The 16,547-nt window shown below is 74.0% G+C and carries 16 protein-coding genes; 8 read left to right on the plus strand and 8 right to left on the minus strand.

What is annotated here, in order from left to right:
• The first annotated feature begins 42 nt into the window (after positions 1-42).
• Positions 43-879, plus strand: coding sequence for a dihydropteroate synthase (gene folP / locus NYZ98_RS21525; RefSeq protein ID WP_262844644.1), 837 nt, complete (start codon positions 43-45; stop codon positions 877-879).
• A 129-nt stretch (positions 880-1,008) separates the two neighbouring features.
• Here the strand turns inward: folP and NYZ98_RS21530 are convergent, their stop codons facing one another.
• The 3 genes from NYZ98_RS21530 to NYZ98_RS21540 form a co-directional block, all read right to left on the minus strand.
• Positions 1,009-2,436 carry a pyridoxal phosphate-dependent decarboxylase family protein gene (locus tag NYZ98_RS21530; protein ID WP_262844645.1) on the minus strand — a complete coding sequence of 476 codons (1,428 nt, stop codon included), beginning with the start codon at positions 2,434-2,436 and terminating at the stop codon, positions 1,009-1,011.
• A 208-nt stretch (positions 2,437-2,644) separates the two neighbouring features.
• Positions 2,645-4,099 carry a sensor histidine kinase gene (locus tag NYZ98_RS21535; protein WP_262844646.1) on the minus strand — a complete coding sequence of 485 codons (1,455 nt, stop codon included), beginning with the start codon at positions 4,097-4,099 and terminating at the stop codon, positions 2,645-2,647.
• Positions 4,089-4,763, minus strand: a complete 675-nt coding sequence (locus tag NYZ98_RS21540) for a response regulator transcription factor (protein WP_262844647.1) — start codon at positions 4,761-4,763, stop codon at positions 4,089-4,091. The genes NYZ98_RS21535 and NYZ98_RS21540 overlap by 11 nt, the downstream gene beginning before the upstream one ends.
• Before the next feature lie 236 nt (positions 4,764-4,999).
• On the opposite strand from NYZ98_RS21540, the gene NYZ98_RS21545 reads away from it, so the two are divergent.
• From NYZ98_RS21545 to NYZ98_RS21555, 3 genes are read left to right on the plus strand one after another with little or no spacing between them, the layout of a single operon-like run.
• A complete protein-coding gene (locus NYZ98_RS21545) occupies positions 5,000-6,148 on the plus strand; it encodes a LolA family protein (RefSeq protein WP_262844648.1) in 1,149 nt (382 codons plus the stop codon).
• Positions 6,145-7,152, plus strand: a complete 1,008-nt coding sequence (locus tag NYZ98_RS21550; RefSeq protein WP_262844649.1) for an ABC transporter ATP-binding protein — start codon at positions 6,145-6,147, stop codon at positions 7,150-7,152. The genes NYZ98_RS21545 and NYZ98_RS21550 overlap by 4 nt, the downstream gene beginning before the upstream one ends.
• Entirely contained in the window at positions 7,139-8,221 is a 1,083-nt protein-coding gene (locus NYZ98_RS21555; RefSeq protein ID WP_262844650.1) for an ABC transporter permease, read from the plus strand. Before NYZ98_RS21550 ends, NYZ98_RS21555 begins: the two co-directional genes overlap by 14 nt.
• 105 nt (positions 8,222-8,326) lie before the next feature.
• Here NYZ98_RS21555 and NYZ98_RS21560 read toward each other — a convergent pair whose 3' ends face one another.
• The gene (locus NYZ98_RS21560) at positions 8,327-9,097 is read right to left on the minus strand and encodes a YcnI family copper-binding membrane protein (protein WP_262844651.1); all 771 of its coding nucleotides are present in this window, start codon (positions 9,095-9,097) and stop codon (positions 8,327-8,329) included.
• A gap of 116 nt (positions 9,098-9,213) precedes the next feature.
• The gene (locus NYZ98_RS21565) at positions 9,214-9,792 is read right to left on the minus strand and encodes an MFS transporter (protein ID WP_262844652.1); all 579 of its coding nucleotides are present in this window, start codon (positions 9,790-9,792) and stop codon (positions 9,214-9,216) included.
• Between the two features lie 148 nt (positions 9,793-9,940).
• Between NYZ98_RS21565 and NYZ98_RS21570 the strand changes: the two genes are divergently transcribed.
• The gene (locus tag NYZ98_RS21570; protein ID WP_262844653.1) at positions 9,941-10,435 is read left to right on the plus strand and encodes a hypothetical protein; all 495 of its coding nucleotides are present in this window, start codon (positions 9,941-9,943) and stop codon (positions 10,433-10,435) included.
• Positions 10,436-10,445: 10 nt separating this feature from the next.
• Here NYZ98_RS21570 and NYZ98_RS21575 read toward each other — a convergent pair whose 3' ends face one another.
• From NYZ98_RS21575 to NYZ98_RS21585, 3 genes are read right to left on the minus strand one after another with little or no spacing between them, the layout of a single operon-like run.
• On the minus strand, positions 10,446-11,219 hold the full coding sequence (locus NYZ98_RS21575) for an ABC transporter ATP-binding protein (RefSeq protein WP_262844654.1): 774 nt from the start codon (positions 11,217-11,219) through the stop codon (positions 10,446-10,448).
• A 4-nt stretch (positions 11,220-11,223) separates the two neighbouring features.
• Positions 11,224-12,012 (minus strand): ABC transporter permease, encoded by a 789-nt coding sequence (locus tag NYZ98_RS21580; protein ID WP_262844682.1) that lies wholly within the window; start codon positions 12,010-12,012, stop codon positions 11,224-11,226.
• Between the two features lie 39 nt (positions 12,013-12,051).
• On the minus strand, positions 12,052-12,711 hold the full coding sequence (locus NYZ98_RS21585; RefSeq protein WP_316249588.1) for an ABC transporter permease: 660 nt from the start codon (positions 12,709-12,711) through the stop codon (positions 12,052-12,054).
• A gap of 286 nt (positions 12,712-12,997) precedes the next feature.
• Between NYZ98_RS21585 and NYZ98_RS21590 the strand changes: the two genes are divergently transcribed.
• The 3 genes from NYZ98_RS21590 (at position 12,998) to NYZ98_RS21600 (ending at position 16,547) form a co-directional block, all read left to right on the plus strand.
• A complete protein-coding gene (locus NYZ98_RS21590) occupies positions 12,998-13,411 on the plus strand; it encodes a MarR family winged helix-turn-helix transcriptional regulator (RefSeq protein WP_262844655.1) in 414 nt (137 codons plus the stop codon).
• A gap of 213 nt (positions 13,412-13,624) precedes the next feature.
• Complete coding sequence (locus NYZ98_RS21595) at positions 13,625-14,689, plus strand: alpha/beta hydrolase fold domain-containing protein (protein ID WP_316249589.1); 1,065 nt, start codon at positions 13,625-13,627, stop codon at positions 14,687-14,689.
• A gap of 274 nt (positions 14,690-14,963) precedes the next feature.
• Complete coding sequence (locus NYZ98_RS21600; RefSeq protein ID WP_262844656.1) at positions 14,964-16,547, plus strand: serine/threonine protein kinase; 1,584 nt, start codon at positions 14,964-14,966, stop codon at positions 16,545-16,547.

Below are 16,547 nucleotides of genomic sequence, written 5' to 3' on the forward strand. Positions count from 1 at the left end.
GCATCGGCGCTCGTACGGCGACGCTGGCGTACGCTTGCGGCGATGCATACTCTGCGCCTGCGCGACCGCGAGTTCCGGCCAGGCGAATTCGCCGTAATGGCCGTCGTCAACCGCACGCCCGACTCGTTCTACGACCGGGGCAGGACCTACGGCTTCGACGCCGCGCTCGCCGCCGTCGATGAGGCCGCCCGCGCCGGGGCCGACATCGTGGACATCGGCGGGGTGAAGGCCGGTCCGGGTGAGACCGTGGACGCCGCCGAGGAGATCCGCAGGGTCGCGGGCCTGGTGGCCGAGGTGCGCCTGGCCCATCCCGACCTGGTGATCAGCGTGGACACCTGGCGGGCCGAGGTGGGCGACGTGGTCGCCCGCGCCGGCGCCGACCTGCTGAACGACACCTGGGGCGGGCCCGATCCCGCCCTCGCCGCCGTCGCCGCCGAGCACGGCATCGGGCTGGTGTGCGCCCACGCCGGCGGCGCCACCCCGAGGACCCGGCCGCACCGCGTCGCCTACGACGACGTGGTGGCCGACGTGATCGCCCACACCACCGGCCTGGCCGGGCGGGCCGTGCGGGCCGGCGTGCGCGAGGACGCGATCCTCATCGACCCGGCGCACGACTTCGGCAAGAACACCTGGCACTCCCTGGAGGTCAGCCGCAGGCTCTCGGAGATGGTCGCCACCGGCTGGCCGGTGCTGGTCGCCGTCTCCAACAAGGACTTCGTCGGGGAGACGCTCGGCGGGCTCCCCGTGGACGAGCGCCAGGCCGGCACCCTGGCCACGCTCGCGGTGTCGGCGTGGCAGGGGGCGCGGGTCTTCCGGGTCCACGACGCCGCCTCGGCCCGCTCCGCCCTCGCCACCGTCGGCCGCCTCCGGGACGCCTGAACCGCGGCACGCCCGCCCCGCCCCGGCCCGTCTCCGGCACGCCCGCCCCAGGCCCGTCCACGGCACACCCGCCCCGCGCACGGTCTGCGGGACGCTCGCGCTCGCCGGAGCCCGCCCGAGCGGAGGCGGTCAGGTGTAGATGACCGACAGGAACCTGATGAGGATCGCCTCGCGGGTCTCGGCCGGCAGCGCGTCGAGCACCGCGTTGACCACCGCCATCTCCGGCTGCCCCCCGCCGCCCAGCTCGATGCCCACCGACGCCGCCAGCTCCGTGAACGTCGCGTCGTCCAGCGCGTCGAGGTCGAGCGTGGCCAGGATCTCGGCCAGCCCGTCGGGGACCTTCGCCGGGCCCCGTTCCCTGGCGGCCTCGGCCGACGCGGCGATCACCTCCAGCATCGCGTCCACCCCGGCCAGCGTGACCCCGGTGACCGTGATGTGCAGGTTCGCGGGGATGCCCGCGTACGAGAGCTGCGGCTGCAGGAACCAGCCCAGCTTGCGCGCCTCGTCCGACAGCACGAACACGTCCACCTCGTCGTCGCCGGTGAACGCGACCAGCGACGACTCCGGCTCGCCCAGCACCCGCAGCCCCGGGATGCCGCCGATGCCCGCGACGAGCTTGCGGGTGGCCTCCAGGGTGCTGCGGGCCAGCTCGCGGTAGCCCTCGCGGCCGAGGGCGTTGAGCGTCGCCCACGCCCCGCCCAGCGGCCCCGCCGACTTCGAGCTCTGCACGGTGGCGTTGATGATCGTGTACCCCGGCCAGGCCGCCGAGGCGAAGTACGCGGCGCGGCGCAGCGCGGGGTCGGTGAACAGCACGACCGAGGCGCCCTTGGGCGCGTACCCGAACTTGTGCAGGTCGCACGACAGGGAGGTGACGCCGGGCACCGACAGGTCGAAGGGCGGCACCTGAGCTCCGGCGTCCGCGAGCCACGGCAGCAGCCAGCCGCCGACGCAGGCGTCCACGTGGCACAGCACCCCGCGCGCGGCCGACAGCGCCGCGATCTCGGCCACCGGGTCGATCACGCCCTGCGGGTAGGAGGGGGCCGACACCACGACCAGCACGGTCGCCGGGGTGATCGCCGCCGCCACCGCCCCGGGGTCGGCGCGGAACGTCACCGGGTCGACGGCCACCGGCAGCACCTCGACGCCGAGGTAGTGCGCGGCCTTGTGGAACGCCGGGTGCGCGGTCACCGGCACCACGATGTTCGGCCTGCCCGCCATCGGGCGGGCGTCCCTGGCCGCCTTCACCGCCAGCATGATCGACTCGGTGCCTCCGCTGGTGAAGATGCCCGGGGTGCGCGGGCCGCCGCCCAGCAGCTCCGCCACCGCCCCGACGACCTGCTTCTCCATCGCCACGATGCTCGGGAACGCGGTCGGGTCCAGCGTGTTCACCTCGAGCATCTCGAAGTACGCGCGGGCCGCCGCGTCGTGCACCTCGGGGCGTCCGGTGTCGTACACGTAGGCGGTGACCTTGCCGCCGCGCACCTGCAGGTCGTCACGCCGCAGCCGGGCGATCTCGGCGAGGAGCTCGTCGGCCGGGCGGCCGTTCTCGGGAAGCACGCGGTTCTCCCTTGCGACACGGGCGGGCACGGGGCGCCGTCCCGTGAGCGGGCGTGTCCGGCGCCCCGGCACGCCGTACGGAATCGGCGAGGGACATTACCACGCCTCCCCACCCATGCCGGGCGCCGCCGCACCCCTGTCACGTCACGGGTGGACGAGGGCCGGCAGGTGCAGGGGGAGCCGGACGGGCGCGCGGAGGTGAGGGTGATCAGGCGCGGGCCAGGGGGAGACGGACGACCGCGCGCAGGCCGGGGGAGGCGTCCTCCAGGTGGACCGAGCCGCCGTGCGCGCGCACGGTCTCGCGGACGATCGCCAGTCCGAGCCCCGCCCCGCCCTCGTCGCGGCTGCGCGCGCTGTCCAGGCGGGTGAACCGGTTGAACACCCGTTCCCTGTCGGCCTCGGGGATCCCCGGCCCGTCGTCGGTGACCGTGATCACCGCATCCGACGCCGTCGCGCGCAGTTCGAGCCCGACGTGGGCGCCGGCGTGCCGCACCGCGTTGTCCAGCAGGTTCACCAGCACCCGGCCCAGGTCCATCGCGTCGCCCTCGACCACGGCGGGCTCGGCCGCCGCGAGTTTCACCACGGTCCCGTCGTACCGCCCGGCCGTCGCGCCGACCAGCTCGCCGAGGTCGACGGGCTCGCGCCTGGCCGGGCGGCGGCGCTCGTCGAGACGCGCCAGGGTGAGCAGGCCCTCGGCCAGCCGGCTGAGGCGCAGCGTGTCCTCAAGGACGCCCTCGGCGGTCTCGCGCCACTCCTGCCCCTCGGGGTGGCCGAGCGCGACCTCCAGTTGCAGGCGGATGCTGGCCAGCGGGCTGCGCAGCTCGTGGGCGGCGTCGGAGACCAGGGCGCGCTGCGAGGCACCGGCCGCCTCCAGCCGGGCGAGCATGTCGTTCAGCGTGGTGGCCAGCTCGTGCACCTCGTCGCGCGCCTCGGGCACCGGCAGCCGCCGCTCCCTGGCCGTCCCGCTGATCTCCGCCGCGCCGCGCCGCAGCTCGTCGATCGGCCGCAGAGTGCGGCCGATGATCAGCCAGCTCGCGGCGCCGAGCAGGACCAGCAGCACCGGCGTGCCGATGACCAGCGTGTGCACGGTCGTGGTGAGGCTGTCGGCGACGTCCTTGAACGAGCGCGCGGCGATCACCGTGCGGCCGTGGTCGGCGCGCAGGACGACGACGCGCAGCGGGCCGGGGATGCCGTAGGGGCCGCCGTCCACGAACCGTCCCCGGCCGTCCGGCGGCTCGGACGCGCGTTCGCGGGCGCTCACCAGCGGGACCAGGCGGTCGCCGCCGAGGGTGATGTGGGTGATGCGCTCGCGCGCGTCGAGCACCTGGATGATCGTGCCGTCCGACACCGCGATCGGGTCGTACAGCCGCCCGTCGTCGGCGAGGGCGACCACCTCCCTGGCCCGCTGGTACGCCAGCTCGTCGGTCGAGGAGATCAGCGCGCGGCCGAGCGCGCCGACCAGGATCCACGCGGCCGCCGCGAGCGCGAGCGCGAGGACCGCCGAGGCGGTCGCGGTCAGCCGGAAGCGCAGGCTCTTGCGCCGCCACCAGACCAGCGGCCCCGCCCGCCCCGGCGCCACGGCCGCCACCGCCGGCCGGTCGTGCCCGTCCGGGCCTCGCGCCGATCGCTCGTGCCCGTCCGGGCCCGGTGGGTCAGCCGCCATCGCCGGCCAGCCGGTACCCCGCCCCGCGCACGGTCTGCACGGAGTTGCGCCCGAACGGGACGTCGATCTTCCTGCGCAGGTAGCCCACGTAGACCTCGACGACGTTCGGGTCGGTGTCGTAGGTGTCCCAGACGTGCTCCAGGATCTCGGTCTTGGACACGACCTCCCCGGGACGCCGGAGCAGGAACTCGAGGAGCCCGAACTCGCGCGGCGTCAGCTCGATCGCGACGTCCCCCCGGCTGACCGAGCGGCCCGCCGGGTCCAGGGTCAGGTCGCCCGACCGCAGCTTCGCGGGACGGCGGCGGGCGCCGCGCCGCATCAGGGCCCGCAGGCGGGCCACCAGCACGACGTAGGAGAAGGGCTTGGTGAGGTAGTCGTCGGCGCCCAGGTCCAGCCCGTCGGCGAGGTCGTACTCGCCGTCCTTGGCCGACAGCATCAGGATCGGCACCCAGTTCTCCTCGGCCCGCAGCCGCTTGCACACGTTGTACCCCGAGAGCCGGGGCAGCATGATGTCGAGCACGACCACGTCGTAGTCGCCCTCCCTGGCGAGGTGCAGGCCGTCCTCGCCGTCGTGGGCCAGGTCGACCGCGAACCCCTCGGCCTGCAGCCCGCGCCGCAGCGCGGCGGCCATCCGCCTCTCGTCCTCGACGACGAGCACGCGCATCCGGACTCCCCCCAGCGAGTGTGTCCCCCCATCTTGGCCTGTCCCGGCTGAGACCCGCCTGAGAGGCCCCGGCCCGTACGGACGCCCCGCCGCCTGCGAGAACGCCTCCAGCCTGAGAGACCTCTCAGGTCGTCTCAGCTTCGGCACAGGCGGAACACGGCAGTCTGCGGATATCGGATCGCCAGGACATACCGTTGAGGAGTGACATGTCGCCCCAGTCGAGAAGAGCACGCGCCGTGAGGTGGGGGGTACCGATCGCCGCCGTCGCCGTGGTGGGCGCCGCGGTCGGCGCGGGCCCGGTGATCGCCGCCGCCCAGGGGGACCCCGCCCTGCCCGACCGTACCGCGGAGCAGCTGCTCACCGACCTCGCCAAGGCGGCACGCGACACGGCGCCGCCCGCGATGTCGGGCACCGTCGTGGAGACCGCCTCGCTCGGGCTGCCGTCCCTGCCCATCCCCGGCGGGTCGAGCAGCTCGCCGCTGTCCCTGCTGTCCGGATCCCACACGCTCAAGGTCTGGTACGGCGGCGACGGCCGCATGCGGCTGGCGCTGCCCGGCCCGATGAGCGAGACCGACGTCATCGCCACCGGCAAGGGCGAGGCCTGGGTGTGGCGCAGCGACACCAACACCGCCACCGCCTACACGCTGAAGCAGGGGACCCCGGCCGACAGGCGGCCCGCCCACCCGACGCCGCCCGGCGCGACGACGCCCGCCGACGTGGCCGCCAAGGTGCTCGAGGCGGCGGACGCGAGCACCTCGGTCGCCGTCGAGAACGGCCAGCACATCGCGGGCCGCGCCGCCTACCAGATCGTCCTGACGCCCAAGGACTCCTCGTCCCTGGTCAAGGAGGTCAAGGTCGCGCTCGACGGCGAGAACCACATCCCGCTGCGCGTCCAGGTCTTCGCCAAGGGCGCCGCCGAGCCCGCCTTCGAGGTCGGCTTCACCCAGGTGTCGTTCTCGGCGCCCGCCGAGGAGAACTTCGCCTTCACCCCGCCGGCCGGCGCCAAGGTCGAGCGGAAGACCCTCGGCGAGGAGGACGCCGGCGGCCCGTTCGGCGCCGGCAAGACCCCCGGCCAGGAGGCCATGGAGAAGAACGCGGGCAAGGTCCGCACGTTCGGCACCGGCTGGGCCACCGTCGCCGAGGTGCCGTTCTCGCTCACCGACCTGTCCAAGCCCGCCACCGGCGAGCGGCGCGACCGGGGGAGCGGCGACCCGGCGCAGGTCATCGACTCCCTGCTGAAGTCCGCCAAGCAGGTCTCCGGGCCCTGGGGGAGCGGCCGGGTCATCCAGAGCAAGCTGGTCTCGGCGCTGGTGACCGACGACGGCAGGCTGCTGGTCGGCGCGGTCACGCCCGAGGCGCTGGCCGAGGCGGCCGGCCACAAGTGACACCGACGATGACGGGGGAGGGGGCGCCGGGGACGGCGCCCCCTCGGGCGGGCCTTCCCACGGCCGCCCCCGAAGACTGCTCGATCGTCTCCACCGGGCTCACCAAGCGCTTCCGCGGCGGGCAGGTCGCCGTCGACGATCTCCATCTCGCCGTGCCGCGCGGCTCGGTGTTCGGCTTCCTCGGCCCCAACGGGTCGGGCAAGACCACCACCATCCGGATGCTGCTCGGCCTGATGTCCCCGACCAGCGGGGGTTGCGAGGTGCTCGGGCAGCCGATGCCCGCCGGGCTCGCCACCGCCCTGCCGAAGGTCGGCGCCCTGGTCGAGGGCCCCGCCTTCTACCCGTACCTGTCGGGCGAGGCCAACCTGCGCCGGTACGACGCCGCCGACCCCATGGCCGACCCCCGCACCGCCGGCGCCCGCGTCGGCGCCGCGCTCGACAAGGTCGGGCTCGGCGCGGCGGCGAAGAAGCGGTACCGGGCCTACTCCCTGGGCATGCGCCAGCGCCTCGCGATCGCCGGGGCGCTCCTCGGCCCGCGCGAGCTGCTGGTGCTGGACGAGCCGACCAACGGGCTCGACCCGCAGGGCACCCGGGAGGTGCGGACGCTCATCAAGGACGTCGCCGCCGAGGGCACCACCGTCTTCGTGTCCTCCCACCTGCTGACCGAGGTCGAGCAGATGTGCACCCACGTCGGGGTGATGAGCACCGGCCGCCTGGTCGCCCAGGGGCCGATCGCCGGGCTGCGGGCCGGTCACGCCCCGCGCGTCCGCGTGGAGAGCCCGCACACCGCCCAGGCGGTGTTCGTGCTGGACCGGCTCGGGCTGGCCGGTGTGCGCGCCGAGGACGGCGAGGTCACGGCCGAGCTCGGCGACGTCGAGCCGGAACGCGTGGTCGCGGAGCTCGTCGCGGACGGGGTGGCCGTGCGCGGGTTCGGCGTCCAGCGGCCCAGCCTCGAAGAGCTGTTCGTGGGACTGACAGGGGAGGGATTCGATGTCGACGGTTGAGACGTCCGCCACCACCGCGCCCGCCGACGGCCCGCCGGGCCCGTCCGCCCAGGACCCCGGCCGCGAACCGGAACCGCGCGCCGCCCAGGACATGGAACGGCCCGCCGGCGAGGGCGCCGGGCGGGACACCGAACCGCGCGCCTACCAGGACGCCGGGCGGGACACCGAACCGCGCGCCGGGCAAGGCGCCGGGACGGGAAAGGGAGCGGCTCGCGGCCAGGGCGCCGGGGCGGTGGCCGTGAGGAGGCGGGGGCCGGGGCGGGCAGCGCTGCGGATGCTGGGGTCGGAGCTCGGGCTCACCTTCCGCAGGCCGCGCAACATCGCGATGCTCGTCGTGCTCGCCTTCGTCCCGGTGCTGATCGGCGTCGTCCTGCGCGTGGTGGGCGGGGACGACGACGCCCCCTCGATCATCACCCAGGTCGCCGGCAACGGGCTGATGCTCACCTTCGCCGCGCTGACGCTGCTGGTCCAGCTCCTGCTGCCGCTGGCCGTGTCGGTGGTGGCGGGCGACGCGATCGCCGGCGAGGCCAACGGCGGCACCCTGCGTTACCTGCTGACAGCCCCCGCCGGGCGCGGCCGGCTGCTTGCGGTGAAGTTCGCCAACGTGAGCGTCTTCGCGCTGGCCGCGTGCTCGGTCGTCGCCGTCGCCGCGCTGGTCACCGGCTCGATCCTGTTCCCCGTCGGCCCGGTCACGCTGCTGTCGGGGTCGACGATCCCGCTCGCCGACGGCCTGCTGCGCGTCCTGATCGTCACCGGGTACAGCGCGGCGGGCATGGCGGCGCTCGGCACCGTCGGCCTGGCCATCTCGACGCTGACCGAGGTGCCGATCGGCGCGGTCGCGGGCACGATGGTGACCGTGGTGTTCTCGCAGGTCTTCGGCCTGATCCCGCAGCTCGAGCCCCTGCGGCCGTGGCTGCTGACGTCGTGGTGGAGCTCGTTCGACGGCGCGCTGCGCGACCCGATCGCGGCCGACGTGATGGTCCAGGGACTGCTCGTCTTCGGCGCCTACGCGCTCATCTTCGGCTCGATCGCCTGGGCCCGGTTCTCCGGTCGCGACATCACCAGCTGACATCGCCACACGGTCCCGCGGAGCCCGGCCGCGGATGACATCCGGGCCGGCGCGGCGGGCCGGTCCTGCGGGCCCGGGCGCCGATGGCCCGGGCCCCGGGGTGGGTCAGTCCTGCGGGGCGCGGCGTCCGCGGCGCAGGCCGGCGACGCCGGTCGCGACGCCCGCCACGCCGACGGCGATGCCGACGCCGGCCAGCAGCCGCGCGGTGCCGTCGGAGCCGGACATCGCGCCCTCCGCCGCCTCGTCGCCCTGGGCCTTGACCGCCATCGTGGGCGCCGCCGCCGCGGCCGGGCTCGCCGAGGGCGTGCCCGCCATGTGCTCGTCGCCCTCCCCGGCCGCCGGGGCGACCAGCTTGAGCGTCGGCGCGGGGTGCTCGGCCTCGGAACCGTCGGCCTTCGGCTCGTCGGCCCACTTCACGACCTCACCCCCGGAGTAGGTCTGGGTCGCGGGGAACACGAGCTGGTCGGTGTCCTCGGGCATGAACCCCATCGACACCTCGAACTCCTGGAACTGCCCCGGCGCGATCTTCCCGCCGCTCCACGTGATCTTCGTGACGGCCTCGGTGATCTCGCCGTACTTGGAGGCGACGGGTTTGGGCAGCTTGCTCTGCGTGACCTTGACGTCCCAGCCGGGCACCGGGCGGACCGACACGAACGGGAGCGGGTGGTCGATGGGGAGGTCGACCACGAGCTTGGTGGTCGAGTCCTTGTCCCGCTCGTTCGGGACGCGGAAGGCCACCTTGGTGAACCCGCCCTTCTCCGCGGTCCCGGGGTTGATGGTGACGTGGGCGAGCGCGGGCATGGCCAGGCCGAGGGTCAGGGCCACGGCACCGGCGGTGACGGCGGCCACGCGGCGGCCGGCGGAGCGGAACGACATCGGGGATCTCCACTTCGTGCAAGGGGGAAGGCCGGGTAGGCCGGGAAGGCGCGAGCGGGCGCCGTGGGCGCGCGTGAGAGACGGCGCGCCACCGGACGGCGGCGGCTCGCGGGGTGTCAGAAGGCGGCGGGAAGCGGAGGACCGCGCCTGCTGACCGTGTGGCGGAGTTCCCGCCGGGCCCGGCCGAGCCCGAGGCGGCGGGGCGCGCGGGCGACCGGGCGCCCAGGACCGGACACGCCCTCGTCGTCGAGCAGCACCACCAGGTGGCGCAGCCGGCTCATCGCGAGCGCGCCGAGCCCGCGCACCAGCGACCACAGGGCGGCTTCGCCGCGCGCCAGCCACCAGCCGGTGATCAGCGTGGCGGTGAGGTGGGCGACCACCATGCCGATGTCGGCGCCGAGCCCCTGCCCGTGCGAGAGGTGGACGCCGAGGGGGGAGCCGGTGACCCCCGACAGGCCGAAGAGCTGGTGCAGCAGCACCTGAGTGCCGACGAGGAAGGCGATGACGGTCTGCGGCGACCGCTCGCGCCCGGCGAGCAGGACCGTGAGGACGCTCACCGCGACCGCGCCGGCCGCGACCGTCCAGGTCGCCGGGCCCGACCCGCCCGCGGCGCGGTGGCCGAGCACGGCGAGCGTCACGCAGACGACCGTGAAGGCGGCCGAACGCGTGAGGCGCAGGGGGAGGCGGGCACGCATGACGTCCCACATCGTTTCACGCCCGGGGACCACCTGTCCCGCGGCACGCTTCGTATTTCTACCGCCTCGTTGTGACGTCTGCCGCTTTAGGGGTTTTGTCGCTACTGTTGCCGCGTTCGCTGGTTCTCTGAGGGGCGAGGTGGTGACCATGCGGCACTTTCTCGGGTTGCTGATCGGCGTGGTGGTGACGGCGGTCCTGCTGGCCGGGGCGGGCTGGGCCTCGCAGGACGCGGTCAGGGGACTGGCGGGCGGTGCCACGGTCGACCCGATCAACGACTCCAAGGCCCTGATCGGACTCGGCGCCATGCTCCTCGCGGGCCTCGTGCTCGGCCTGGTCGTCGCCGGGCGCGTCTCGCCGCTCGCGACGTTCGTCCCCTCGATGGCGCTGCTGGCGTGGACGGTGATCTACGCGCTCGACACCAACCGCGCGCTCGGCCTGGCGCCGGTCGACCCCGCGATGAACCCGATGATCGTCCAGGCGGGCAGGGGCATGCAGGACCTGCTGGGCCGGGGGATCTTCGCGATGCTGGGCATCGCCCTGTTCGTCCCGGTCCTGATGCCCTCCCGGTGGGCCGGGCGCCAGCAGGAGCTGGAAGAGGTGTACGAGGAGGAGGCCCCCGACACCTCCCGCGGCTACTACTAGCCCGCCACCGTCACCCGGCCTGCCGCGTGTACAGCCGGGTGACGACCTCCTCGATCGACGCGCCCTCGGGGGCGGTGGCCCGCAGGTCCTCGACGGTCCCGTCGAAGGCCAGGCTGCCGTGGTCGATCAGCATGACGCGCCGGCAGAGCCGCTCGATGTCCCCGAGGTCGTGCGTGGTGAGCAGCACCGTCGTGCCCCGCTCGGCGTTCAGCCCGCGCAGGAAGTCCCGCACCGCCGCCTTGCTCACCACGTCCAGCCCGATGGTCGGCTCGTCGAGCACCAGCACCGGCGGGTCGTGCAGCAGCGCCGCCGCGATGTCGCCCCGCATGCGCTGCCCCAGGCTGAGCTGGCGGACGGGTTTGTCCAGGAACCCGCCCAGCTCCAGCACCTCGCACAGCTCGGCCAGCCGACTCTGATGTACCTTTTGATCTACTTTGTAAAGGTGCCGGATCAGGGTGAAGCTGTCCCGCAACGGCAGGTCCCACCACAGCGTCGTCCGCTGCCCGAACACCACGCCGATGCGCCGGGCCAGCGTCGTGCGCCGCCGGGAGGGGTCCAGGCCGGCCACCTGGATGCGCCCGCTGGTCGGCGTGAGGATCCCGGTCAGCATCTTGATCGTCGTGGACTTGCCCGCGCCGTTCGGGCCGAGGTAGCCGACGAACTCCCCGGCCGCCACCTCGAAGGACAGGTCGCGCACGGCGTGCACGACCCGCGTGTCCCGGCGCAGCCGCCCGGTGCGCGCGCGGACGGTGAACGTGCGGCCGACGCCGTCGAGTTCGATCATCTGGTCAACTCCCCGTGGAACGGTAGCGGCGCAGCCCCGAGCGCCAGGCGAGCGCGGCCACGCAGGCGAGCACGAGCGCGGCGGCCGGCGCGAGGAAGCGCAGCCAGTACGGCAGCCCGAGCGGGTCGGGCCGGTCGAGCACGTACAGCCCCGGCTGCCAGTTGACGAAGGCCAGCGGCACGATGAAGGTGACCGCGCGCACCAGGTCGGCACCGTAGACGCTCAGGGGGTACTGCGTGAGCTGCCCGCCCCCGTAGGTGAAGGCGTGGCCCACCTCCCCGGCGTCGGTCAGGGTGAACTGGATCGAGCTGCCGATGGTCCAGATGGCGGTGAACACCACGATGCCGCAGACCACCATCACCGGGATCATCCACAGGCGCTGCCACGGCACGTGGAGGTGGGCGAGGCCGATGGCGAGCACCGTCGCCGCTTGCGCCACGCGCCCGAGACGCTGGAAGGAGAACCGCTCGACCGCGATCTGCACGAAGGGGCTGACCGGCCGGATCAGCATCGCGTCGAAGGTGCCGGCCTTGACGTGCTGGCCGAGCCGGTCGACGTTGCCGAACAGCAGGTCGGCCAGCGCGAACGACATGCCCGACGCGCCGTACAGGAACATCACCTCGGGCAGGGTGAAGCCGCCGAGCGAGCCGACGTGCGAGAAGATCACCGCGATGGCCGCCATGTCGAGGCCGGTGACCAGGAACGAGCCGGCGGTGAGCAGCGTCATCGACACCGGGTACTGGGCGGCGGCCCGGATCCAGGTGACCACCAGCAGGACGTAGACCCTGGTCATCTCGATCACGCGCACCCCGCTTCGCGTCCGGGGCGAAGGTCAGCCACCCTGGATCACCACCTTGCGGCGGGCCGAGCGGGTGACCAGGGCGCCGGCGCCGAGCACCACCGCCACCCAGGCCGCCTGGAAGGCGAGGGCCCCGAGCGGGTCGCGCTTGCCGAGGAACACGTCGGCCGGCACCTGCACCATCGCCGACCACGGCAGCGCCTGCGCCACCGTGGCGAGCCACCCCGGGAGGATGACCAGGGGCACCACCATGCCGCTGAAGAAGGTCGTCATGACCAGCGACATGGACTGCAGGCCACGGTCGTCCACGAGCCAGCAGGTCGACAGCGCCACCAGGTAGCGCAGGCCGAAGCTGACCATGATCCCGAGGACCATCGAGGCCAGGAACGCGGCCCAGGTGACCGGGTCGGCGGGCACCCGGATGCCGAAGATCAGCGCCCCGGCCACCGTCGGCGGGACGCTTCTGGCGAAGAACAGGAACGCGGCCCTGCCGAGGTCGTCGGCCATGGTCCAGAACTGCAGGGACGCGGGGCGGACCAGGTCGAGGGCGACGTCACCGGTGCGGACGCGCTGGGCGAGGTCAAGACCGCCGCCGAACACCTCCATGGGACCGATGAACGCCTGGGTGAGGAAGCAGAAGGTGATCGCGTCGACCACGTCGTACCCGGCGAGGCCCGGTCTGGCCTCCCACAACGCGATCAGGACGTAGGCGCGGAGTACGCCGAAGACGGTGTTGGTGAACGCCCCGGCGTAGGCGGACGCCCGGTAGGTGGCGTGCCGGCGGAAGCCGTACCTGAAGACGGTGAAGTAGAGAGGGAAGGTCGGGCACCTCCAGAGGAGACGGGATAGGCATCCTAGTCATCCGCGCCCCGGCGCCGCCGATATTTTTCACGCGCGGGCGACCACCGCCGGGGTCCCGCGGCGTTCCTGGTACCTTGCGCACACATGCGCGAAGGGTGACCGGGGAAGGGGGCGCGCGGTGACGGACGAGTTCCAGACCGCCTTCTGGACGGCGAAGCGGGCGATGGCCGTGGCGGCCGAGGCGGCGTACAACCGCCACGGCGTGCGGGCGGGCCAGCAGTTCATCCTGCAGTGCCTGTGGGACACCGACGGGCTCGCCCCCGGTGAGATCGCCCGGCGGCTGGAGCTGGCCACGCCCACCGTCACCCGGGCCACCACCCGCATGGAGTCCGCCGGCCTGCTGCGCCGCGAACCCCACCCCACCGACGCGCGCCTGGTGCGGCTCCGGCTGACCGAGCGCGGGCACGCGCTGGAGAGCGTGATCGCCGAGGAGATGACCCGGCTCAGCGAGCGTGCCCTGCGCACTTTGGACCCGGCCGAACGCGAGCAGCTCGTCCGCTTCCTCGGGGAGATCCGCCGCAACGTCGGCTGACCCCGCGACGAGCCCCACGGCCGGCCCCGCGACGAGCCAGGGCCGACGCCCGCGACGGGCCACGGGCCGACCCCCACGGCGAGCCCTCCACGCCCCCTACCAGGTCAAATGTTTCCGTCAACCCTGTACAAAGTGTGTAACAGGCATGTAAACCGGGGTATAGGTGCTGGTAGATAGCACAAGCGGAGGCAAGGGCTGCTCGTGGAGGCTCGCATGCGGCAGGACATCGATGTGGACGTGCACCCCGCGTACCCGATGAGCTGGCGGGCCAGCGTCTTCAACGGCCTGATGCGCGGCACGACCAAGCCCATGTCGGCCCTCCTGCTCCGGCACACCGCCGTCATGTCCCTGGTGTCCCGGCTGGTGGCCATGGGGGAGCGGCTCCCCCTGCCCGCCCCGGCCGGCGTCTCCATCGTCAAGGAGGACGCCGACCCGTGCGGCTCTGAGTGGGTCCGCGCCGGAGCGGACCTGGACGAGGACAAGGTGCTGCTCTACTTCCACGGCGGCGGCTACTTCTTCTGCTCCCCGGCGACGCACCGGCCGATCACCTGGCGGCTGTCGGCCGCCGCCCGGCGTCCCGTGCTGGCCCTGGACTACCGCCAGGGCCCGGCCCACTCGCTCGCCCAGTCGCTCGCCGACGCCCTCGGCGCCTACCAGGGCCTGCTGGACAAGGGCTACCGGGCCTGCGACATCCTGCTCGCCGGCGACTCGGCCGGCGGCCACCTCACCCTGGCCACGCTGCTGGCGCTGCGCGACCGAGGCCTGCCTGAGCCGGCCGCCGCGGTCTGCCTGTCGCCGTGGGCCGATCTGTCGGACGGCGGGCGCCGGGCCAACCGGTGGGCCGACCCGATGCTGACCGCGAGCCGGGTCGACTGGCTCGCCCGCAGGTGGACCGCGGGGCTCGACCCGCGCGACCCGCTGGTCTCGCCGGTGTACGGCGACTACACCGGCCTGCCGCCGCTGATGGTCGTCACCGGGTCCACCGAGGTGCTGCGGGACGAGGGCCGCCGCGTCGCCGCCCGGGCCCGGGGCGCGGGGGTGCGGGTCACCTACGAGGAGTGGCACCGCATGCCGCACGTGTTCGCCATCCTGGCGGACATCCTGCCCGAGGCCCGGCTCGTCTTCGGCCACATCCAGCGGTTCCTGGACGCCGTCGCGGCGGCCGATCCGGCTGCCGCCTCCACGGCGCCGGCGGCCGGCCTGGTCCCCGCCCCGGCCGTCCCGGGGGACCTCCAGGCCTCGGCGGCGAACCCCGAATCCGGTTCGGCGGCGGCCTGACCGCCTCGGAAACAGGCACCGGCGGCGGCTGAACGGGCACGGGCGGCGAGACGGCGGCCGTGTGCGGAGAGTGGCCCCTCGGTCACAATCGCCCATCCAGTCACATAAGACACTGCCGTTCCTTACCTCCAGGGATGATTCGCCTTACCTCCCATGCCACTTCGAACTAGTTGTCGCCGAATGACCTTCGGGAGCGACACAGTTACCTGTGCTGTACTCCTCTTAGAGAGGTCACCTCCGGATGGCACGTGGCGGAGCAGGCGTCCCCAGCGGGATGCCTCCAGGCGTTCGGCCGCTGACGGTCGGCGACCCGGTGATCATCGGGCGCTACCTTCTGCTCGGCCGGCTCGGCGCCGGTGGGATGGGCGTGGTGTACCTCGCCGAGCGCCCGGAGGGCGGTCTGGTCGCGCTCAAGACCCCGCACGCCGTCCATCTCGCCGACCCGACCCTGCGGGCGCGGTTCGCCGAGGAGGTCGCGTTCTCCCGGCGCGTGGTGCCGTTCTGCACCGCCCCGGTCCTCGAGGACGGCACCGACCGCGACCGCCCCTACCTCGTCACCGAGCACATCCCCGGGCCGTCCCTGTCCCAGGTCGTCTCCGGGCGCGGCCCGCTCACCCCCGACCTCGCCTACGGCGTGGCGCTCGGCGCGGCCGCGGCGCTGGTCGCGATCCACGAGGCCGGCTTCGTCCACCGCGACCTCAAGCCCGGCAACATCCTGCTGTCCCCGCGCGGGCCGAGGATCATCGACTTCGGCATCGCCAGGGACGTGGACGCGGCCGTCGCGCACACCCAGGCGGGCCAGGTCATGGGCAGCCCCGGGTGGGTGGCGCCCGAGCGGCTCGTCGGCGGCCCGGCGATCCCCGCCTCCGACGTGTTCGCCTGGGGGTGCCTGGTCGCCTACGCCGCGACCGGCCACCACCCGTTCGGCACGGGCGAGGCCGACGTGCTCACCCGGCGCATCCTGGTGGAACAGCCCCGCCTGGCGTCGGTGCCCAAACTGCTGTGGGACCCCGTCTCGGCGGCGCTGGCCAAGGAGCCGGGACAGCGGCCGGACGCAGCCGCCCTGCTGTCCTGGCTGCTGCGCGCCGGGGGAGTGGACCCGGCCTGGGACCAGCGGGAGGCCGTCTCGGCCGTCCTTGAGGAGATCTGGGTCCCCGTCCCCTACCCCGTGGGGGCCGGGCGCCTGCGGCTCGCGGACGCCACCGGCGGCGCGCTCGCCGACGGCCAGGCCACCACGGGGGCTCGTTCGGGGCGCCGGGCGGCGCGGCGGCGCGGTCACGCCTCGCACGCCGGCTACGCGGCCCTGGCCACGGTGTCGATCGCCGCGCTGACCGTCGTGGCGGCGGGCTCCGGGGGCACCCGGGTCGACCCGAGCGCGGACCGGCCCGGCCGGATCCCGGTGGTGGTGCCGATCGAGGGCTCCCGGGTCCCGGTCGAGGTGCTCAACACCTCAGGGCCCACGGTCGCGGGCGTCAGGAGCGGGAGCCCGACCTCCGGGCCCGGCCAGATCCCGTCCGGGTTCACGCCGACCCCGAGCATCGCGATGACCCGCCCCAGCGACCCCGGTGGCGAGACGCCCGTGCCGGACGCGCCATGGCAGACGCGGATGCCCTCGCCGACGCCCAAGCGCACCACCCCGCCGCCGCCGGCCCAGGACGACCCAGAGACCTGCACGAACAAGCGCGGCAAGGAGAAGCCGTGCAAGCCGACCAGGAACCCTGAACCCACCCGCAGCCCCACCAGGTCCCCCAAGCCGACGGTGAGCATCAGCCAGCTCCCCGAATGGGGCGACGGCGAGTCCCCCGAACCCTCCCCGTCCCTGCCACCCCCCACCCCGACCGACGCCCCACCCGTCTGA

Origin of the sequence: Sphaerisporangium corydalis (genome assembly GCF_025506355.1) — a bacterium.
GTDB classification, from domain to species: Bacteria; Actinomycetota; Actinomycetes; order Streptosporangiales; family Streptosporangiaceae; genus Sphaerisporangium; species Sphaerisporangium corydalis.